This window comes from Nakamurella leprariae (genome assembly GCF_016918035.1).
Lineage (GTDB): Bacteria > Actinomycetota > Actinomycetes > Mycobacteriales > Nakamurellaceae > Nakamurella > Nakamurella leprariae.
Genome location: NZ_JAERWK010000020.1, coordinates 49748 through 67830 on the forward strand (window position 1 = coordinate 49748; position 18083 = coordinate 67830).

Annotated in this window: 15 protein-coding genes and 1 tRNA gene; 10 read left to right on the forward strand and 6 right to left on the reverse strand. The window is 72.5% G+C overall.

Annotation, left to right across the window (positions count from 1 at the left end):
• Positions 1-71: 71 nt before the first annotated feature.
• Complete coding sequence (mfd, locus tag JL106_RS15175) at positions 72-3692, reverse strand: transcription-repair coupling factor (protein WP_205261575.1); 3621 nt, start codon at positions 3690-3692, stop codon at positions 72-74.
• A gap of 236 nt (positions 3693-3928) precedes the next feature.
• A complete protein-coding gene (locus JL106_RS15180; RefSeq protein WP_236007739.1) occupies positions 3929-4936 on the reverse strand; it encodes an acyl-CoA desaturase in 1008 nt (335 codons plus the stop codon).
• Between the two features lie 211 nt (positions 4937-5147).
• Here JL106_RS15180 and JL106_RS15185 point away from each other — a divergent pair.
• From JL106_RS15185 to JL106_RS15200, 4 genes are all read left to right on the forward strand, one after another.
• Positions 5148-5218 (forward strand) — tRNA-Gln (locus tag JL106_RS15185).
• 228 nt (positions 5219-5446) lie between these two features.
• Complete coding sequence (glmU, locus tag JL106_RS15190) at positions 5447-7006, forward strand: bifunctional UDP-N-acetylglucosamine diphosphorylase/glucosamine-1-phosphate N-acetyltransferase GlmU (RefSeq protein ID WP_205261576.1); 1560 nt, start codon at positions 5447-5449, stop codon at positions 7004-7006.
• 181 nt (positions 7007-7187) lie between these two features.
• A complete protein-coding gene (locus tag JL106_RS15195) occupies positions 7188-8162 on the forward strand; it encodes a ribose-phosphate diphosphokinase (RefSeq protein ID WP_205261577.1) in 975 nt (324 codons plus the stop codon).
• A gap of 78 nt (positions 8163-8240) precedes the next feature.
• Positions 8241-9362, forward strand: a complete 1122-nt coding sequence (locus JL106_RS15200; protein WP_205261745.1) for a threonine aldolase family protein — start codon at positions 8241-8243, stop codon at positions 9360-9362.
• Here the strand turns inward: JL106_RS15200 and JL106_RS15205 are convergent.
• Positions 9354-10607 (reverse strand): MFS transporter, encoded by a 1254-nt coding sequence (locus JL106_RS15205; RefSeq protein ID WP_205261578.1) that lies wholly within the window; start codon positions 10605-10607, stop codon positions 9354-9356. The genes JL106_RS15200 and JL106_RS15205 overlap by 9 nt on opposite strands.
• 261 nt (positions 10608-10868) lie before the next feature.
• Between JL106_RS15205 and JL106_RS15210 the strand changes: the two genes are divergently transcribed.
• Together JL106_RS15210 and pth are read left to right on the forward strand one after the other, a co-directional pair.
• Entirely contained in the window at positions 10869-11510 is a 642-nt protein-coding gene (locus JL106_RS15210; RefSeq protein WP_205261579.1) for a 50S ribosomal protein L25/general stress protein Ctc, read from the forward strand.
• Between the two features lie 147 nt (positions 11511-11657).
• A complete protein-coding gene (gene pth / locus JL106_RS15215; RefSeq protein ID WP_328842527.1) occupies positions 11658-12236 on the forward strand; it encodes an aminoacyl-tRNA hydrolase in 579 nt (192 codons plus the stop codon).
• Between the two features lie 37 nt (positions 12237-12273).
• Here pth and JL106_RS15220 read toward each other — a convergent pair whose 3' ends face one another.
• Positions 12274-12876 (reverse strand): dihydrofolate reductase family protein, encoded by a 603-nt coding sequence (locus JL106_RS15220; protein ID WP_205261581.1) that lies wholly within the window; start codon positions 12874-12876, stop codon positions 12274-12276.
• A 70-nt stretch (positions 12877-12946) separates the two neighbouring features.
• A complete protein-coding gene (locus tag JL106_RS15225; RefSeq protein ID WP_205261582.1) occupies positions 12947-14611 on the reverse strand; it encodes a fatty acyl-AMP ligase in 1665 nt (554 codons plus the stop codon).
• Between the two features lie 151 nt (positions 14612-14762).
• Between JL106_RS15225 and JL106_RS15230 the strand changes: the two genes are divergently transcribed.
• Both JL106_RS15230 and JL106_RS15235 read left to right on the forward strand, forming a co-directional pair.
• The gene (locus tag JL106_RS15230; protein WP_205261583.1) at positions 14763-15506 is read left to right on the forward strand and encodes an alpha/beta fold hydrolase; all 744 of its coding nucleotides are present in this window, start codon (positions 14763-14765) and stop codon (positions 15504-15506) included.
• Between the two features lie 28 nt (positions 15507-15534).
• Positions 15535-15810 (forward strand): DUF1905 domain-containing protein, encoded by a 276-nt coding sequence (locus JL106_RS15235; RefSeq protein ID WP_205261584.1) that lies wholly within the window; start codon positions 15535-15537, stop codon positions 15808-15810.
• 106 nt (positions 15811-15916) lie between these two features.
• On the opposite strand, the gene JL106_RS21160 is transcribed toward JL106_RS15235, so the two are convergent.
• On the reverse strand, positions 15917-16507 hold the full coding sequence (locus JL106_RS21160; protein WP_236007740.1) for a hypothetical protein: 591 nt from the start codon (positions 16505-16507) through the stop codon (positions 15917-15919).
• On the opposite strand from JL106_RS21160, the gene JL106_RS15250 reads away from it, so the two are divergent.
• Both JL106_RS15250 and JL106_RS15255 read left to right on the forward strand, forming a co-directional pair.
• Positions 16506-17024, forward strand: a complete 519-nt coding sequence (locus JL106_RS15250; RefSeq protein ID WP_236007741.1) for an HNH endonuclease — start codon at positions 16506-16508, stop codon at positions 17022-17024. The two genes, JL106_RS21160 and JL106_RS15250, sit on opposite strands and share 2 nt — an antisense overlap.
• 82 nt (positions 17025-17106) lie before the next feature.
• Positions 17107-18066, forward strand: a complete 960-nt coding sequence (locus JL106_RS15255) for a manganese catalase family protein (protein WP_407940182.1) — start codon at positions 17107-17109, stop codon at positions 18064-18066.
• Positions 18067-18083 lie beyond the last annotated feature (17 nt).

The following is an 18083-nucleotide window of genomic DNA, read 5'->3' on the forward strand; positions in this document are numbered from 1 at the left end:
GCGGAGAGCGCTGAGCTGACGGGGCCGAGGGCCGGCCACACAGTCCAGCCGCCGCGACAGCAGCTCCGGCGTCAGCGCACCCCGACCGTCGCGGGGGTGAGCTCGTCCAGCAGCGTGTTGATCCAGTCGATCAGCTGGGCGTCGCGCATCGGCGGGGCGCCGAGCCGGTCCGACTCCTGCGGCGCGCGCAGGGTCAGCGTGCTGGTCAGCTCGCGGTACCGGCTGCCCGGGTAGCGCCGGGTGATCCGCATCTGCGCCGATTCCGGCAGGGTCAGCGGTGAGAGCTTGAGACCGGCACTGGTGATGACGATCTCGCCGATCCGCAGAGTGCGTGCCCGTTGCCGCAGCAGCGCCACGCCGAGCAGGTTGGTGACCTGGTCGGAGTACGGCCCGTACCGGTCGACGAGCTCGGCGCTGACCGCCTCGATGTCCGCCGGTGACGTGGCCGCGGCGATGCGGCGGTAGGCGTCCAGCCGCAGCCGCTCCGCCGGGATGTAGTCGTGCGGCAGGTTGGCGTCGATCGGCAGCTCGATCCGGACCTCGATCGGCTCCTCCTCGACCACCTCCTCGCCGCCGGCTGCCTTGGCCTGCCGCTTGAACGCGGTGACCGCCTCGCCGACCAGCCGGACGTACAGGTCGAACCCCACGCCGGCGATGTGACCGCTCTGCTCGGCGCCGAGGATGCTGCCGGCGCCACGGATCTCGAGGTCCTTCATGGCCACCGCCATGCCCGCGCCCAGGTCGGCGTGCTGGGCGATGGTGGCCAACCGGTCATGCGCAGTCTCGGTCAGCGGCTTGTCCGCCGGGTACAGGAAGTATGCGTATCCGCGTTCCCGGCCACGACCGACCCGGCCACGCAACTGGTGCATCTGGGACAGCCCGAGGATCTCGGCGTGGTCGACGATGAGCGTGTTGGCGTTCGAGATGTCCAGCCCGGTCTCGACGATCGTGGTGCAGACCAGCACGTCGAAGTCACGCTGCCAGAACCCGTTGATCACCTTCTCGAGCATGTCCTCGTTCATCTGCCCGTGCGCGATGGCGATCCGCGCCTCCGGCACTGCCTCCCGCAGCTGCTTGGCCACGTTCTCGATGTCGGAGACCTTGTTGTGCACGAAGAACACCTGGCCGTCGCGGAGCAGCTCGCGCCGCACCGCCGCCGCCACCAGCTGCTGGTCGAAGACGCCGACGTAGGTCAGGATCGGGTGCCGTTCCTCCGGCGGGGTCGCGATGGTCGACATCTCCCGGATGCCGGCCAGGCTCATCTCCAGCGTCCGCGGGATCGGGGTGGCCGACATGGTCAGCATGTCGACGTGCGCCCGGAGCGCGGTGATGTGCTCCTTGTGCTCGACGCCGAACCGCTGCTCCTCGTCCACGATGACCAGACCCAGGTCCTTGTAGCGGACGCTCGGCTGCAGCAGCCGGTGGGTGCCGATGACGATGTCCACGCTGCCGTCGGCCAGCCCGGCGATCGTCGCCTTCGACTCGGCCGGGTCGGTGAACCGGGACAGGCCGCGGACGACGACCGGGAAGCCGTTCATCCGGGTGCTGAAGGTGTTCAGGTGCTGCTGGGCCAGCAGCGTCGTCGGCACCAGGATGGCGACCTGCTTGCCGTCCTGCACCGCCTTGAACGCGGCCCGCACCGCGATCTCGGTCTTGCCGTAGCCGACGTCGCCCGAGATCACCCGGTCCATCGGGACCGCGCGCTCCATGTCCTGCTTGACCTCGTCGATGGCGGCCAGCTGGTCCGGCGTCTCGGTGAACGGGAAGGCGTCCTCCAGCTCCCGCTGCCACGGGCTGTCCGGCGCGAACGCGTGCCCGGGGGCCGAGGCCCGCGCGGCGTACAGCTGCACCAGCTTGGCCGCGATCTCCCGGACCGCCTTGCGGGCCCGGCCCTTGGTCTTGGCCCAGTCACCGCCGCCCAGCTTGTTCAGCGTCGGCACCTCGCCGCCGACGTACCGGGACAGCAGGTCCAGCGCGTCGGTCGGCACGAACAGCCGGTCCCCCGGCTGGTTGCGCTTGCTCGGCGCGTACTCGACGACGAGGTACTCGCGGGTGGCGCCGCCGGTGGTGCGCTGCACCAGGTCGACGTACTTGCCGATGCCGTGCTGGGCGTGCACCACGAAGTCGCCGGGCTTGAGCGACACCGGGTCGACGGCGTTGCGGCGCCGACTGGGCATCCGCGCGCCCGGCGTGGCCCCGTCGGCCGGCCCGCGACCGCCGGTGAGGTCCGCCTCGGTCAGCACGGTGAGACCCGACCCAGCCAGCACGAACCCGTGGTCGAGCCGACCGCAGGACACCGTCACCACCTCGGGCCGCAGGAACTCCGGCGCCGGGGCGCCCTCCAGCAGCCGAACGCCGATCTCGGCCTCGGTGAGCCGTTCCCGGGCGCGCTCCGCGGTGCCCTGACCGCCCACGACCAGCACCGTCGGCCGGCCGTCGGTGATGCGCTGCCGGATGTCGGCCAGCACCGCGTCGAAGTCGCCGCGGTAGAGCGGGGCGGGCAGCACCGCCGGCTCACCCGGCTCCTCGTCGGCGCCGTCCGGATCAGCGGGGTCGCCGGAGTCGAACGGAGTGACCCGCCACAGCGGCAGGTCGCGGTCGCGGATGAGGTCGAAGACCTCACCCAGCGGCCGGTAGGCCGACGCGCCCAGGTCGATCGGCGCCTGCCCGCCGGTGGCGGCGGCCATCCAGGACGCGGCCAGGAACTCGTTGCCGGTCCGCACCAGGTCGTCGGCCCGGGTGCGGATCCGTTCCGGGTCGGCCAACAGCACGTGCGTGCCGGCCGGCAGCAGGTCCGGCAGCACGACCAGGTCACCGGGGACCAGCACCGGGATGAGCGACTCCATGCCCTCGACCCCGACGCCCTGGCTGATCTTCTCGAGCATCTCGGTCAACGACGGGTCGCCGGTGTTGCCGGCGGCCAGGGCGGCGGCCCGCTCCCGCACGTCGTCGGACAGCAGGATCTCCCGGCACGGCGACGCCACCAGCGCCTCGACCGTGCCCAGCGAGCGCTGGTCGGTGACGGCGAAGGAGCGCAGGTCGGCGACCTCGTCGCCGAAGAACTCGACCCGCACGGGGTGCTCGGCGGTGGGCGGGAAGACGTCGAGGATGCCGCCGCGGACGGCCAGCTCGCCGCGCCGCTCGACCATCTCGACCCGGCTGTAGGCCAGCTCGACGAGCCGGTCGACGACGGCCCCGAGGTCGGTCTCCTGACCGACCCGCAGCTCGACCGGCTCCAGGTCGCCCAGCCCGGGCGCCATCGGCTGGATGAGCGAGCGGATGGTGGTGACCAGCACGGCGGGGGCGCCGGCCGGGTCCGTCTCCGGATGGGTCAGCCGGCGCAGCGCGGCCAACCGACGGCCGACGGTGTCGGCCCGCGGCGACAGGCGCTCATGCGGCAACGTCTCCCAGGACGGGAACATGGCGACGCGGTCGTCACCGATGAGGTCGGCCAGGGCGGCCTGGGCGATCTCGGCCTCCCGGCCGGTGGCCACCACCAGGGTGACCGGCACCGCGGGACGCTCCGCGTCCCCGAGGTCCGAGCCACGGTCCGAGCCCAGCGCCAGGGCTGCCGCCAGGAACGGCCGCAGCGACGCCGGTGCCACCACCCGCCGTCCGGGTCGACCGACGTCGGCCAGCACCGACCGCAGGTACGGATCCTCGGTCACCGCGTCGAGCAGTCCGGTCAACACCCCGGGGGCCGTTGCCGCTGAGACAGTTGCGGCCGAGACAGTTGCGGCCGAGACATGGGACAAGCGTCACTCTCCTGGAAGCCACTGCGGACGCCGGCGGCCGGCAGCGGCGGCCCGGCGGCGGCGCACCCGTCCGGGCACGCCAAGAACCCCCCGTCCACGGATGACGAGGGGTTGCTCAGCGACCAGGGTACGCGGGGCCGGCGGGATCGGGCGGTCCGGTCAGGCGGGCGGGATCAGTGGCCCATCTCGTCGGCGGTGGCCTGGATCCGGGCCAGCCGCTGGGCGTTGGGCCAGCGCACCTTGGTGGCCCAGCCGAACCGCTCGAACGCCCAGATGACGCGGGCCGAGATGTCGAGCTGGCCGCGGAGCACGCCGTGCCGGGCGCAGGTCGGGTCGGCGTGGTGCAGGTTGTGCCACGACTCGCCGAAGCTCAGCAGCGCGAGCGGCCAGAAGTTGGCCGACTTGTCGCGCGAGGAGAACGGCCGTTCGCCGATCATGTGGCAGATCGAGTTGACCGACCAGGTGACGTGGTGCAGCAGCGCCACCCGGACCAGTCCGGCCCAGAAGAACGCGGTCAGCGCACCTGACCACGACCAGGTGACCAGACCGCCGATGACACCGGGGCCGACGATCGAGATGATCGTCCAGACCCAGAAGTACTTGTTGATCCGCGCGATGTCCTTGTCGGCCAGCAGATCCGGCGCGAAGCGCTGCTGATTGGTCATGTCGCGGTCGAAGATCCAGCCCATGTGCGCGTGCCAGAAGCCCTTGGCCAGCGCGGGGACCGACGTGCCGTACAGCCACGGGGAGTGCGGATCGCCCTCGCGATCGGAGAACGCGTGGTGCCGGCGGTGGTCGGCCACCCAGATGATCACCGGACCCTGCACGGCCATCTGGCCGGTCGCGGCCAGGGCCATGCGCAGCCCTCGGTTGGCCTTGAAGGAGCCGTGCGTGAAGTACCGGTGGAATCCGACCGTGATGCCCAGGCCGGAGATGACGTAGAACACCGCCGCGATGATGACGTCGGTCCAGGACAGGAAGCCCAGGCCCCAGGCCACCGGGATGGCCGCGATCAACGCGAGCAGCGGGATGACCGAGAACGCGTAGACGGCCATCTGGGCCGCCCACTGCCGCTGCCCGACCGTGACCGGCTTGGGCGCCGGCTTACCGGTCGGCGGCTCCGTCGCGCTCCCCGTCCCGGCGGTGGTGCCGCCGGTTCCGGTGGGGACCGCCTCGGACATCGGAACAGCGGTCGGATCGGCGACAGCACTGGACTGGGGAGGTGTCATGGTCCCTCTCGGGGGGCTCAGGGGGGCCGGTCGGGTTGACCCTAACGCAACGGTCGACTGTAGTGAGGATGCCCTAACTCGGCGATCCGCCGCTGGGAAGGCCCGCGCCCCGTCGCGGCGACCACCCGCGCTGCGTGGAGGCCGTGCGAGAATGGCCGCGCAGTCCGCCGTGGTGTAACGGCAGCACCTCGGATTTTGGTTCCGATGGTTCAGGTTCGAATCCTGGCGGCGGAGCGCTGCCGCTCGTCCTCCCCGTCCAGTGTGCCGGACACCGCGACCGGCGCGGGTCGACCGGCCCGCCACTTCCGAGGCTCGTCACCCATTGCGACCGGTTGATGACATCCTGCCATCGTGGTGACGCCGCGCACGCTCCGTGCGGGCCGTCCCGTCGCTGCCTACGATCCGTCGGGCAGCACCCGCGTGCACCCCGCCAGCCGCACCCGAGCCCGTCCAGGAGCGTCCATGAGCACCCCCGACCGCGCCGGACCGTCCGTCGAGGCATCCGTCGAGGCATCCGTCGAGGCATCCGCTCCGACCGTCGTGATCCTCGCCGCCGGCGCCGGTACCCGGATGAAGTCCTCCCGGCCCAAGGTCCTGCACCCGCTGGCGGGCAAGCCGCTGCTGTGGCACGCGGTGCGTGCCGCAGCGGCGGTCCGGCCGGCCCGCATCGTGACCGTGCTGGGGCACGGCCGCGAGCAGGTGGCCGAGTACCTGGCGTCCGCCGACGACCTCCGGACGGACGGCACCGAGCTGCTGCACGCCGTGCAGGAGCGACAGCTCGGCACCGGCCACGCCGTGGGGGCGGCGCTGGCCACCACCGGCACGCTCACCGGCACGGTGCTGGTGACCATGGGCGACGTCCCGATGCTGCGCGCGGAGACGCTGCAGGCCCTGGCCCGGCAGCACGCCGACCAGGGCAACGCGGTCACCGTGCTCACCGCGGTGGTGCCCGACCCGACCGGCTACGGACGGCTGGTGCGGGACGCCGACGGCGCCCCGGTCGGCATCGTGGAGCACAAGGACGCCACCGCCGAGCAGCGGCAGATCCACGAGGTGAACTCGGGCGTCTACGCCTTCGACGGCGCGGTGCTGACCGATGCACTGGCCCAGGTCGGCTCGTCCAACGAGCAGGGCGAGCAGTACCTCACCGACGTGCTGGCCATCGCCCGCCGACAGGGTCACCGGGTCGGCGCCGTCCCGGCCGACGACCCGGCCGAGATCGAGGGCGTCAACGACCGGGTGCAGCTGGCCGCCATGGCTGCGGAGCTGAACGCCCGGTTGGTGCGGCGGGCCCAGCTGGCCGGCGTCACCGTCCAGGACCCGGCCACCACCTGGTTGCACGCCGACGTCACCGTCGACCCGGACACCACCCTGCTGCCCGGCACGTCGCTGGAGGCCGGGACCACGGTGGGGAACGGCTGCACCGTCGGCCCCGACACCACCCTGCGCGGCTGCACCGTGGCCGACGGGGCCTCGGTGGTGCGGTCGCACGCCGAGGGCGCCACCATCGGCCCGGACGCCACTGTCGGGCCCTTCAGTTACCTGCGGCCCGGCGCCGTGCTCGAGGCGAAGTCCAAGGTCGGCGCGTACGTCGAGGTCAAGGGCTCGACCATCGGCCGCGGGGCCAAGGTGCCGCACCTGTCCTACGTCGGGGACGCGACCATCGGCGCCGGCACCAACATCGGCGCGGGCACGATCACCGCGAACTACGACGGGCAGACCAAGTCGCGCACCGAGATCGGTGAGCAGTCCTTCGTGGGCACCAACTCCACGCTCGTCGCCCCGGTGACCCTCGGGGCCGGCTCGTTCGTGGCCGCCGGCTCCACGGTCACCGCCGACGTCGACGCCGGCGACCTGGCCGTCGCCCGGCAGCGGCAGCAGGCGATCCCCGGCTGGGTGCTGCGCCGACGGGCCGGCAGCCGCGCGGCCCAGGCGGCGGTCGCGGCCGGTGCCACCGCGGAGCCGGACGGTGGGACCGGGACGGGACCGACCCACACGCCGACGCCGACGCCGGGGGCGTGACCCCGGCCACGCCGGCAAGGTCCTGAGCACTCGCCCGACGCCCGTATTCTCAGCCTGTCACTGCCTGCGCCACCGTCGACTTCCGCGACCGCATCCGCCGCGCGATCACCGCTGTCTGACCGCGTCCACCGGACCGCGGCCGCCCCTCACCCGCGCGCCGCCGCCGAAGGGGACCACCGCGTTGAACGCCATCTCCACCACCAGCAGCAAGAGCATGATGCTGTTCTCCGGTCGTGGGTATCCCGAACTGGCCGACGAGATCGGCAAGGAACTCGACGTCTCGGTCACCGGTCAGGATGCCTACGACTTCGCCAACGGCGAGATATTCGTCCGCTTCAACGAGTCGGTCCGCGGCTCGGACGCGTTCCTGGTCCAGTCCTGCGGGGCCGATCTCAACAAGTGGGTCATGGAGACGCTGATCATGATCGACGCGCTCAAGCGCGCGTCGGCCAAGCGGATCACCGTGGTGCTGCCCTTCTACCCGTACGCCCGGCAGGACAAGAAGCACCGTGGCCGCGAACCGATCTCGGCCCGGCTGGTCGCCGACCTGCTCAAGACGGCCGGGGCGCAGCGGCTGATGACCGTCGACCTGCACACCGATCAGATCCAGGGCTTCTTCGATGGTCCGGTGGATCACCTGTTCGCCCAGAAGCTGCTCACCGATCACATCGCCGACCGGTACAGCGGCGACGACCTCACCGTGGTCTCCCCCGACTCCGGCCGGGTGCGCACCGCCGAGCGCTGGGCCGACCGACTCGGCGGCGCCCCGATCGCCTTCATCCACAAGACGCGTGACCCGCTCAAGCCCAACCAGGTGGTGGCCAACCGGGTCGTCGGTGACGTCACCGGCCGCACCTGCATCGTGGTCGACGACATGATCGACACGGCCGGCACCGTGTCCAAGGCCGTCCGCCAGGTCCTGGACGAGGGCGCCACCAAAGTGATCGTGGCGGCCACCCACGGGGTGCTGTCCGATCCGGCCGCCGAGCGGCTGGCCACCTGCGGCGCGGTCGAGGTGGTGCTGACCAACACGCTGCCCATCCCCCCGGAGCACCGGTTCGAGCAGCTCACCGTGCTGTCCATCGCCCCGCTCATCGCCCAGGCGATCGAGCAGGTCTTCCAGGACGGCTCGGTCACCAAGCTGTTCGAGCACTGACCCCGGCCTGATCCGGTCCGGAGCACCCGCCCGGAGGTGGCAGGCTGGATCGTCGTGAGCCTCGACGTCCCCGCCCCGATCACCGATCCCGCTCCGACCGCCGGTGCTGGTGCGATCGCCCCCCGCACCTTCGCCTCGGACAACTACGCCGGCGCGCATCCCGAGGTGCTGGCCGCCATCGCCGCCGCGAACGTCGGGCATCAGGTCGCCTACGGCGACGACGTCTGGACGGCCCGGCTGCAGGACGTGGTGCGGGATCGGTTCGGCCCGGCGGCCACCGCGTTCCCGGTCTTCAACGGCACCGCCGCGAACGTGGTGTCGCTGCTGGCGGTGCTGCCCCGGTGGGGCGCGGTGGTGTGCGCCGAGACCGCGCACATCAACACCGACGAGAACGGCGCCCCGGAGCGGATCGGCGGCATCAAGCTGCTCGGGGTCCCCACCCCGGACGGCAAGCTGACGCCCGAGCTCATCGATCGTCAGGCCTGGGGCTGGGGCGACCAGCACCACGCCCAGCCGCTGGTCGTCTCGATCAGCCAGAGCACCGAACTGGGCACCCTCTACACGGTCGACGAGTTGCGGGCGATCACCGAGCACGCCCACACCCTGGGCATGCGGGTGCACCTGGACGGCTCCCGGCTGTCCAACGCGGCCGCCGCGCTGGATGTCCCGCTGCGCGCCCTCACCACCGACGTCGGCATCGACCTGCTGTCCCTTGGCGGCACCAAGAACGGCCTGCTGTTCGGCGAGGCGGTCGTGGTGCTGGACCCCGAGCTGGCCGGTGACGGGCCGGCCGGGATCACCGCGACCTTGCCCTACCTGCGCAAGTACACGATGCAGTTGGCGTCCAAGATGCGCTTCATCAGCGCCCAGCTGGTCGCCCTGTACGAGGACGACCTGTGGCTGCGGTCCGCGCGGCACGCCAACGCGATGGCGGCGCGGCTGTCCGCCGGCATGACGGCGCTGGGCCAGGAGCTGGGCCCGGACAGCGTCCGGGTGGCCCGGCCGGTGGCGGCCAACGCCGTCTTCGGGGTGCTGGATCCGCGGGCGGCCGACCTGGCCCGGGAGCGGTTCCGCTTCTACGACTGGGACCGCACCGCGAACGAGGTGCGCTGGATGTGCTCCTTCGACACCACCGAGGCCGACGTCGACGCGCTGGTGGACGTGGTGCGCACGGCCGTGCTGCAGGTGCGGTCAGTCTGATCGACGCAGGGCTGACCGGCGCGGGGCCGACCCGGGCAGCGCCATGAGCGCCCCGGCGGTACCGACCAGCAGGCAGACGAGCAGCACCACGCCACCCCAGCCGCCGGCGTCGTAGTCCAGCCCGGCCAGCCAGCCGACCAGGCTGGAGCCGGCGTAGTAGAAGAGGATGTAGAGCGCGGTGGCCTGGGCCCGGTGCTCGGTGGCGGTGACCCCGACGGCTCCGGAGGCGGCCGCGTGCCCGGCGAAGAACCCGGTGGTCAGCACGACCAGGCCGAGCGCGACGACGGGCAGCGGCCCGGCCAGCGTGAGCGCCGCGCCGGCCACGAACACCATCGCGGAGCCGACGAGCACCGCGCGGACCCCGAACCGGGACACCCACCGCCCGGCCACCCGGGACGACACCGTCCCGGCCAGGTAGGCCAGGAACAACAGGCTGGTCACCGCGGTGGGCAGCCCGTACGGCGCCGCGGTCAGGTGGAAGCCGAGGTAGTTGTAGACGGCGACGAACGAGCCCATCAGCAGGAACCCCTGCAGGAACAGCACCAGCAGTCGCCATCGGCCCAGGTGGGTCAGGCACGCGCGCAGCACCCGCCCGGCGCCGACCCCGACCTGCCGGCGGTACCCGCGGGGGGCCGGCAGCAGCAGGCTGGCCGCCACCGCGGCCGCCCCGGCCATCACCGCCACCGCGGTGACCCCGAGTCGCCAGCCGCCCAGGTCGCCAACCGGACCGGCGACCAGCCGCCCGAGCAGGCCGCCGATGGTGGTGCCCGAGACGTACGTGCCGGCCGCCACCGCGGTCTCGGCCCGGCGGATCTCCTCGGCCAGGTAGGTCATGGCCAGCGCCGGCAGACCGCCCAGCGCCACCCCCTCGAGCGCACGGATCACCAGCAGCACGGTCAGGTCCGGAGCCAGCGGGGTGGCCAGCCCGAGCACGGTCATGGACACCAGCGAGATCCGCATGGCGGCGACGCGGCCGATCCGGTCGGCCAGCGCGGACCACGGCAGTACGGACACGGCCAGGCCGGTGGTGGCCACCGACACCGAGAGCGCCGCCTGGGTCGCGGTGATGGTCAGGTCGTCGGCGAGCAGTGGCAGCAGCCCCTGCGGCGAGTACAGCTGGGCGAAGGTGGCGATGCCTGCGCAGAACAACGCGATGAGGATGCGCCGGTACCCGGCCGACCCGCGGGCGTGGCCGGAGAACTCGGCCGGCCCGGACGCCGGCGCACCGGCGGGGTCGCTCACCATGCCTGGCACCGTAAGACAGCACGCGGGCGGTTTCGTCGCACGCCCGGGTACCGGGTAGAGTGCGGGGGTTGCCTCGGCGAGGGTGCTGGCCGGCCGGTTCGTCCGGTCGCCGGCCCGTGATCGACGCGGTGGGTTCTCATGTGACGTGCCCGCTCGCGGTGGTCCGCGTGCCTCGTGGCCGCCGCCGAGAGCGGCGAACCACGTCGACCCACCGCCTGACCGCAGCAGACGGCCCACTGGCACCCGATCGCAGGAGTACTCGTGTCTTCCCCCACTGCTTCCCCCGACACCCGGCTGGTCGCCGAGGTCCGCACCGAGTTCGGCAAGGGCGGTGCCCGCCGCACCCGTCGCGCCGGCAAGATCCCGGCCGTGCTGTACGGCCACGGCACCGAGCCGCGGCACCTGTCGCTGCCGGCCCGTGAGTTCGCCCGTGCCATCAAGGCCGGCCCGAACACCGTGCTGACCCTGCAGCTCGAGGGCGGCGACGAGCTGGCCCTGGCCAAGTCCGTGGTCCGGCATCCGATCAAGGACTACTACGAGCACATCGACCTGCTGCTCGTCCGCCGCGGCGAGAAGGTCACCGTCGACGTCCCGGTCGTCGTCGTGGGCGACGCCGTGCCCGGTGCGCTGGTCCTCACCGACCTGAACACCCTGTCCGTCGAGGCCGATGCGCTGAACCTGCCGGAGCAGATCGAGGTGTCCGTCGCGGGCGTCGAGATCGGCAGCCAGATCGCCGCCGGCTCCATCACCCTGCCGGCCGGTGCCACCCTGGTCACCGACGCCGAGGCGCTGGTCGTCGCCGTCCAGGCCGCCCCGACCGCCGAGCAGCTCGACGCGCAGACCGAGCAGGCTGAGGCCGAGGCGGGCGTCGAGCGCGACGCTCCGCAGACGCCGGAGTCCTGATCCGCACTCCCTGACCGAGTCCTCATGCCGGTGGGGTCGGTCGGGTCGTCGCCGACCGTGGCAACGATCCGGCCGCCCCGCCCAGGACCCGGCCGGGGACGCACCCCGCACCGCCGGTCCGCGGGCCGGCTCCATCGAGAGGCGCGCGTGAGCACCGGCGAGATCACCCTGGTCGTCGGTCTGGGCAACCCCGGGCCCGGCTACGCCGGCAACCGGCACAACGTGGGCGCCATGGTGCTGGACGTCCTGGCCGACCGGATGTCCACCCGGTTCACCTCGCACAAGTCCGGCGCCGACGTGGCCGAGGGACGCGTCCGGCCCGGTGGCCCACGCCTGGTGCTGGCCCGCCCGCGGTCGTACATGAACGTCTCCGGCAAGCCGGTGGCCGCAGCGGCCCGGTTCTGGAAGATCCCCCCGGAGTCGATCGTCGTCGTCCATGACGAGCTGGACCTGCCCGCCGGCACCATCCGGGTCAAGCAGGGCGGCGGCGAGGGCGGCCACAACGGGTTGCGGTCGATCTCCGCGGCCATCGGCACCAAGGACTACCTGCGGGTCCGGTTCGGTATCGGACGCCCACCCGGCCGGATGGACCCGGCCGACTACGTGCTGCGTGACTTCTCCGCGGCCGAACGCAAGGACCTGCCGGTCGACCTGGAACGGGCCGCCGACGCGGTCGAGCTCCTGGTCGAGCAGGGTCTGCTGGCCACCCAGAACCAGCTGCACTGAGCCCTGCCGGACCCGGGCACCCGCCCGGACCGAGGGGTCAGGTCCGCGCCACCCGGTAGTGCCCGACCACCACGCCGCGGGGCGAGGTGAACGACCGGACCACCTCCAGGTCCATCGGGGTGCCGTCGAACAGCCGGGTGCCCGAGCCCAGGACGACGGGGATCTGGGTGAGCACCCACTCGTCGACCAGCCCGGCGGCGGCCAGGAAGCGGACCAGCTGCCCGCTGCCGAGCATCACGATGCTGCCCTCGATCTCGTGCTTCAGCCCGGCCACCGCGCCCTCGACGCCACTCGGGGTGCGCCCGTCGATCAGATGGGACGCGGGATGCGGCAGCGGATCGGCGAGCGTGGACGACACGACGTACTTGGGCGTGGTCCGCAGGATCTCGGTGAACGGGTTGGGCTCCGGGTTGCCGAGCCAGAACCCGACCAGGTCCAGGTAGGTGCGGCGGCCGAACAGCATCGCGCCGGTGGTCCCGTCCCCGGCGAACGCGGCCTGGGTCGCCTCCGGATCGGCGGACAGCACCGCGCTCGCCCAGCCGCCCCGGTCGAACCCGCCCCGCGTGTCCTCGTCCGGCCGGCCCGGGCTCTGCATCACCCCGTCCAGCGAGACGTTCTCCACCGCCAGCACCGTGCCCATCCGCGTCTCCCGTCGTCAGTGTCGTGTCCAGGTGGACCGGACGGGGCCGACGGACTCATCGGACCTGCCCTCAGCCCGCCGGGCCGATCAACTTCGCGGCGGCGGTCCGGCGCAGCTTGCCCGACGGCGTCTTGGGCAGCGACCCCGGCGGCAGTACCTGCACCGCGGCCGGACGCACCCCCATCGCCGCCGTCACCGCGGAGCGGACCTGCGCGGCGATCCGCTCGGCCGCGCCGGCGTCCCCGGCGTCCCGGGACTCCACCGCCACCGCGAACGACTCCCGGCCGCCCGGCGCGGTCCAGCGCACCGCCACCGCGTTCCCGGCGCGGACCCCTTCGACCGACGCGGCCACCTTCTCGATGTCGGTCGGGTACAGGTTCCGCCCGCCCATGATGATGACGTCCTTGACCCGGCCGCAGACCACCACCTGCCCGTCCACCAGGTAGCCGAGATCGCCGGTGTCCAGCCAATCATCGTCGCCGCGGGTGGGTCGGGGGCCGTCCACGGTGAGGTACCGCTCGGTGATGGAGTCGCCGCGCAGGTGCAGCACGCCGACCTCCCGTTCGCCCAACGCGGTGCCGTCCTCGGCCCGCACCGACAGCTCGATGCCGTCCAGCGGCGGACCGAGCAGCGGGAACCGTCGCACCGGTGCGTCGGGATCGGCGCCCGCGGGCACGGCCCGCCGGTCCTCCTCCAGCTCCCGGGCCGACACGGTGTCGACCTGCACCGGCGTGCCCCGGGGGTGGAACGCGACCCCCAGGGTGGCTTCGGCCATCCCGTACGCGCAGACCACCGCGGTGTCCGGCAGCCCGAACCGAGCCCCGGCCTCGGAGAAGGCGGCGACGGCGTCGACGTCGATCGGTTCCGCGCCGTTCAGCGCGAACCGCATGGTCGACAGGTCGAGCTCCTCCTGCGCCCGGGCCAGCACCCGGGCGGTCAGCGCGAAGGCGAAGTTCGGCGCGGCGGTGGCGGTCCCACGGGTCCGGCTGATCAGCCGGGGCCAGCTCAGCGGGTCGGCCAGGAAGTCGCGTGGGGTGACCGCGACCGTCTCGATGCCCCGGCACATCGGCAGGGTCAGGAAGCCGACCATGCCCATGTCGTGGAACAGCGGCAGCCAGGACACCATGGTGTCGGCCTCGGTGAGCCCGGCCGCGGCGCACATCGACACCACGTTGGCCCACAGGTTGCCATGGGTGATCTGCACCGCCTTGGGGGTGGCCGTCGACCCCGAGGTGAGCTGCAGCAGGGCCGGCGACGACTCGTCCACCTCGACCGGTACCGCTCCGTCCGACCCAGCGCCCGCGGGATCGTCGCCAGCGGCCAGCAGTTCGGTGACGGTGACCGCGTCGGCGCCGGCCGCCCGCACCATCGGCAGGTACGACTCGAACGGCTCCCCCAGCACCACCAGGGACGCGCGGATCACCCGCAGCACCGTCCCGGTCTCCTCGGCGAAGCGGGCGATGTCGGTCCGTGGCGTCGGTTGGTGCAGCATCGTCACCGAGCCACCGGCCAGCCAGACGGCCTGGGCCACCGGCGCCACCGCGGCCGGTGCCCCGGCCAGCACCGCCACGGCCGCACCGGGCCGCAGGCCCCGGTCCCGGAGCCGGACGGCGGCCCGCCGCGCCACGACGTGCACCTCGGCCCAACTGGCGCGGTGCAGGTGCTCCGGGTCGCCGGTGGAGATGCCAGCCGAACCCTGGGCGGCGCGGACCAGGGCGTCGGTGAAGGCGCTCATGCCGACCACCGTAGGTCACCGGCCGCCACGGACCGCTGAGGAAGCGTGACCGCTCGTGCTGGATGGTCGGAGCTCGCCTCCGCTCGTCCCTCGCTCCGCCGACTCCTCCTTCGGGATGCCGGGTCGCGCCAGATGGCTCACCATCGCTGGCATGGCGTTCAGTGCTGTGCACGACCTGTTCATCGACGAACGGGAACTCCGGGTGTCCTCCAATGGCACCGGGCGGCCCATCCTGATGCTGCACGACCTCGGCTCGTCGGCCGCGTCCTGGGAGGCGATGACCCCGGAGGTGGTCGCCGCCGGGCGGGAGGTGGTCGCCATCGACCTGCCGGGCAGCGGCCACAGCGACGCGGTGGCCGACAACCGGCTCACCGGCTTCGTCGAGCACCTGCACGCCGCGCTCGACCACCTCGTCGAGTTCGCCGGCGACCCGATCGACGTGGTCGGCCACGGGTTCGGCGGGTACCTCGGCCTCAGCCTGGCCGCCTGGTTCCCCGACCGGATCAGCGGCCTGGTGGTGGAGGATCCGATGCTGCCGCCCCGGTCCGGACCGCCGGTGCGGGCGCGGATGTCGCCCACCATGGCCGTCTCCGGCGCACTGACCACCGTCCGGCGCGGCCGCTTCCGGGAGAACGTGCACGGCTTCGCCCGGGCCAAGGCCGTGCTCGACCAGCTGGCCCAGGCCGATCCGGCGTGGTGGGCCGGGCTGGCCCGGATCACCGCTCCGACGTTCATCATCGGCACCGGCCTGGCCCACGCCGGCGACCGGGCGCTGCTCGACCTGCTGGCCGCGTCCATCGAGCCGGCCACGCGCACCGACCTCCCTGGCGCCCGCCGGGGCCACCTGTCCGACGCGGACGCCTTCGCCGCCATGGTGGTGGGCTTCCTGGGCTGACTGCCCGACCGGCTGAAGGAGGCGGAGCATGACCCGCAGAGAACACCGGGCGGACGCGGAGATCGTCTTCGAGGCCGTCCTGGAACGGGACGGCGCCGAGGCGTTCCTCACCCTGCCCGACCGGGCCACCGCGCCCGGGATGGCCCGGACGGTCGAGGGGATGATCGACGGCCTGCCGTTCACGGCGGTGGCCCGGGTCGGGCCCGGCGGTCGCCGCCTGCCGGTCCGGGAGGATCTGCGCCGGCGGGTGCGCAAGGAGGTGGGCGAGTCCGTGACCGTCCGGATGTGGCCGATGTCCCGCTGACCGGTGGTAGGCCGGATGCGCAGCCGCACATCGTCGGTTCGGCGGTGATCGACCTACTCGTCAGTGCGACGGCAGCATCTCGACCCGTTCGATCATGTGGACAACCTCAATAGGTTCTGTTCGCAATCGTATGATCGAACACATATCGAGAACCATCACGCCGCCGCCGCTGATCCCGGCTGTGGTCGCCGCGTGGGTCGAACAGCTCGCCGTCACCGGGCCTCGTGGGCTCGGCGAGCACGACCTGGTCGAGCTGATCACCGGTCTCGAGCGGCTCAAGGCCGCCGGCGCCGCACTGCAGGCGCGAGCCACGACCAGTTTGCTGGACCAGCAACTCACCGCCTCCGACGCGGCAGCGCGACCGGGCGAACCCGGGGACGTGGCCTAACGGCGCCGGGTGGCGGTGCGACGATCGGTCGGGGCGCAGGTCGCGCGGCTCAACCCCAAGCAGGCCGTGGCCCGGAACGCCAAGGCTGCCAACGACCGACGGGTCAGCCTCCGACCCGCGCCGGACTGCATGACCTACCTGACCGCCCTGCTGCCCGTCGTCCAGGGCGTCGCGGTGTTCGCGGCGCTGCGGCGGCACGCCGACACCGTCTTCGCTGACGGCGACGAGCGCGGCCGCGGGCAGGTGATGGCCGACGAACTCGTCGCCCGCATTCACCGCCGGGGTCGATCTCACCAACAACCTGGTCATGACCGACCGCACCCTGCTCGACCGCGACGACGAGCCCGCGGTGCTCGTCGGCCACGGCCCGATCCCCGCCAGCCTCGCGCGGCACCTGGTCCGCGAGGCCCCCAGGTCCGCTCGGGTGTTCATCCGGCGACTGTTCCAGGACCCCGCCGGCAACCTCACCCACGCCGACCCGAGACGCCGCCGCCTCGCGCATCTTGACCGGCAGTTCCTCATCGCCCGCGACGGAACCTGCCGAACACCGTGGTGCGACGCACCGATCCGCCGCTCCGACCACATCCAGCCCTACGCCGCCGACGGCCCCACCGTGCTCGACAACGGTCAAGGGCTCTGCGCGCGCTGCAACCTGACCAAGGACGAGGACGGCTGGCGCACCACCGGCACCGGCCCGACCACGGTCGTCACCACCCCGACCGGCGACCAGTACGCCAGCGCCCCGCCCGCACCGCCCCGATCGGAACCGTGGAGCACGGCTGCCACCAGCTTCGGGGTGCCCCCACGTCCGGAGTTCGTCCAGTGAGGTCGTTTTCGGCGGCGCGGTCCCGGGAACGAAGGGCATGGCCGGAGTCGACGTCCGGAAGACGACCAGGGAGGAAGCGACCGTGTACCTGCACGTGCAACGCCTGATCAACGACATCGAGGCCGACGAGCCGGATCCCGCCGCCGCGAACGCGCTGCAGGAGGGGCTGGGCGGTCAGTTCGGCGAGATGCGCACGATGATGCAGTACCTGTTCCAGTCGATGAACTTCCGTGGACCCGCGGGGAAGCCGTACCGCGACCTGATCCAGGGCATCGGCACCGAGGAGATCAGCCACGTCGAGCTGATCGGCACCACGATCTCCCGACTGCTGGACGGTTCGCCGCGGTACCAGGGCAAGAAGACCGACCCGCTGGACACGCCGGGCGCCAAGGGTGCGACCCCGCTGAACATCGCGCTGGACCAGTCGAACATCCACCACTACCTGGTCGCCTCGCAGGGCGCGCTGCCGGTCGACGCGGCCGGCAATCCGTGGAGCGGCAGCTACGTCTACAACTCCGGCAACCTGGTGCTCGACCTGCTCTACAACCTGATGCTGGAGTCGACCGGGCGGCTGCAGAAGTGCCGCATCTACGAGATGACCGACAACAAGACGGCCCGGTCGACCATCTCGTACCTCATCGTCCGGGACCAGGCCCACGAGAACGGCTACGCCAAGGCGCTGGAGACGCTCGGGGTCAACTGGAACGCCGTGCTGCCCATCCCGAAGACCAACGCCGAGAAGTTCCCCGAGGTCAAGAAGCTGCTCGACCTGGGCCTGCAGTCCAAGCAGTACACGTTCGACCTGACCGCGCAGTCCGAGGCCGGCCGCATCTTCCAGGGCATGTCGCCGTCCAAGGACGGCACCGACCTGGTCGCCGACGAGCAGGCCCCGCTGGGCGCGCCGATGACCATCTCGGAGGAGCGCTTCGAGGAGTTCTCCCCCGGCCTCGACAAGGACCTGCTCGCCCTCATCCAGGCGAGCGCCGAGATCGAGATGGCCGAGGTGGAGCAGTACTACGGACCGGTCCCGCCGAAGTCGTGACCGGATGACCGGACCGC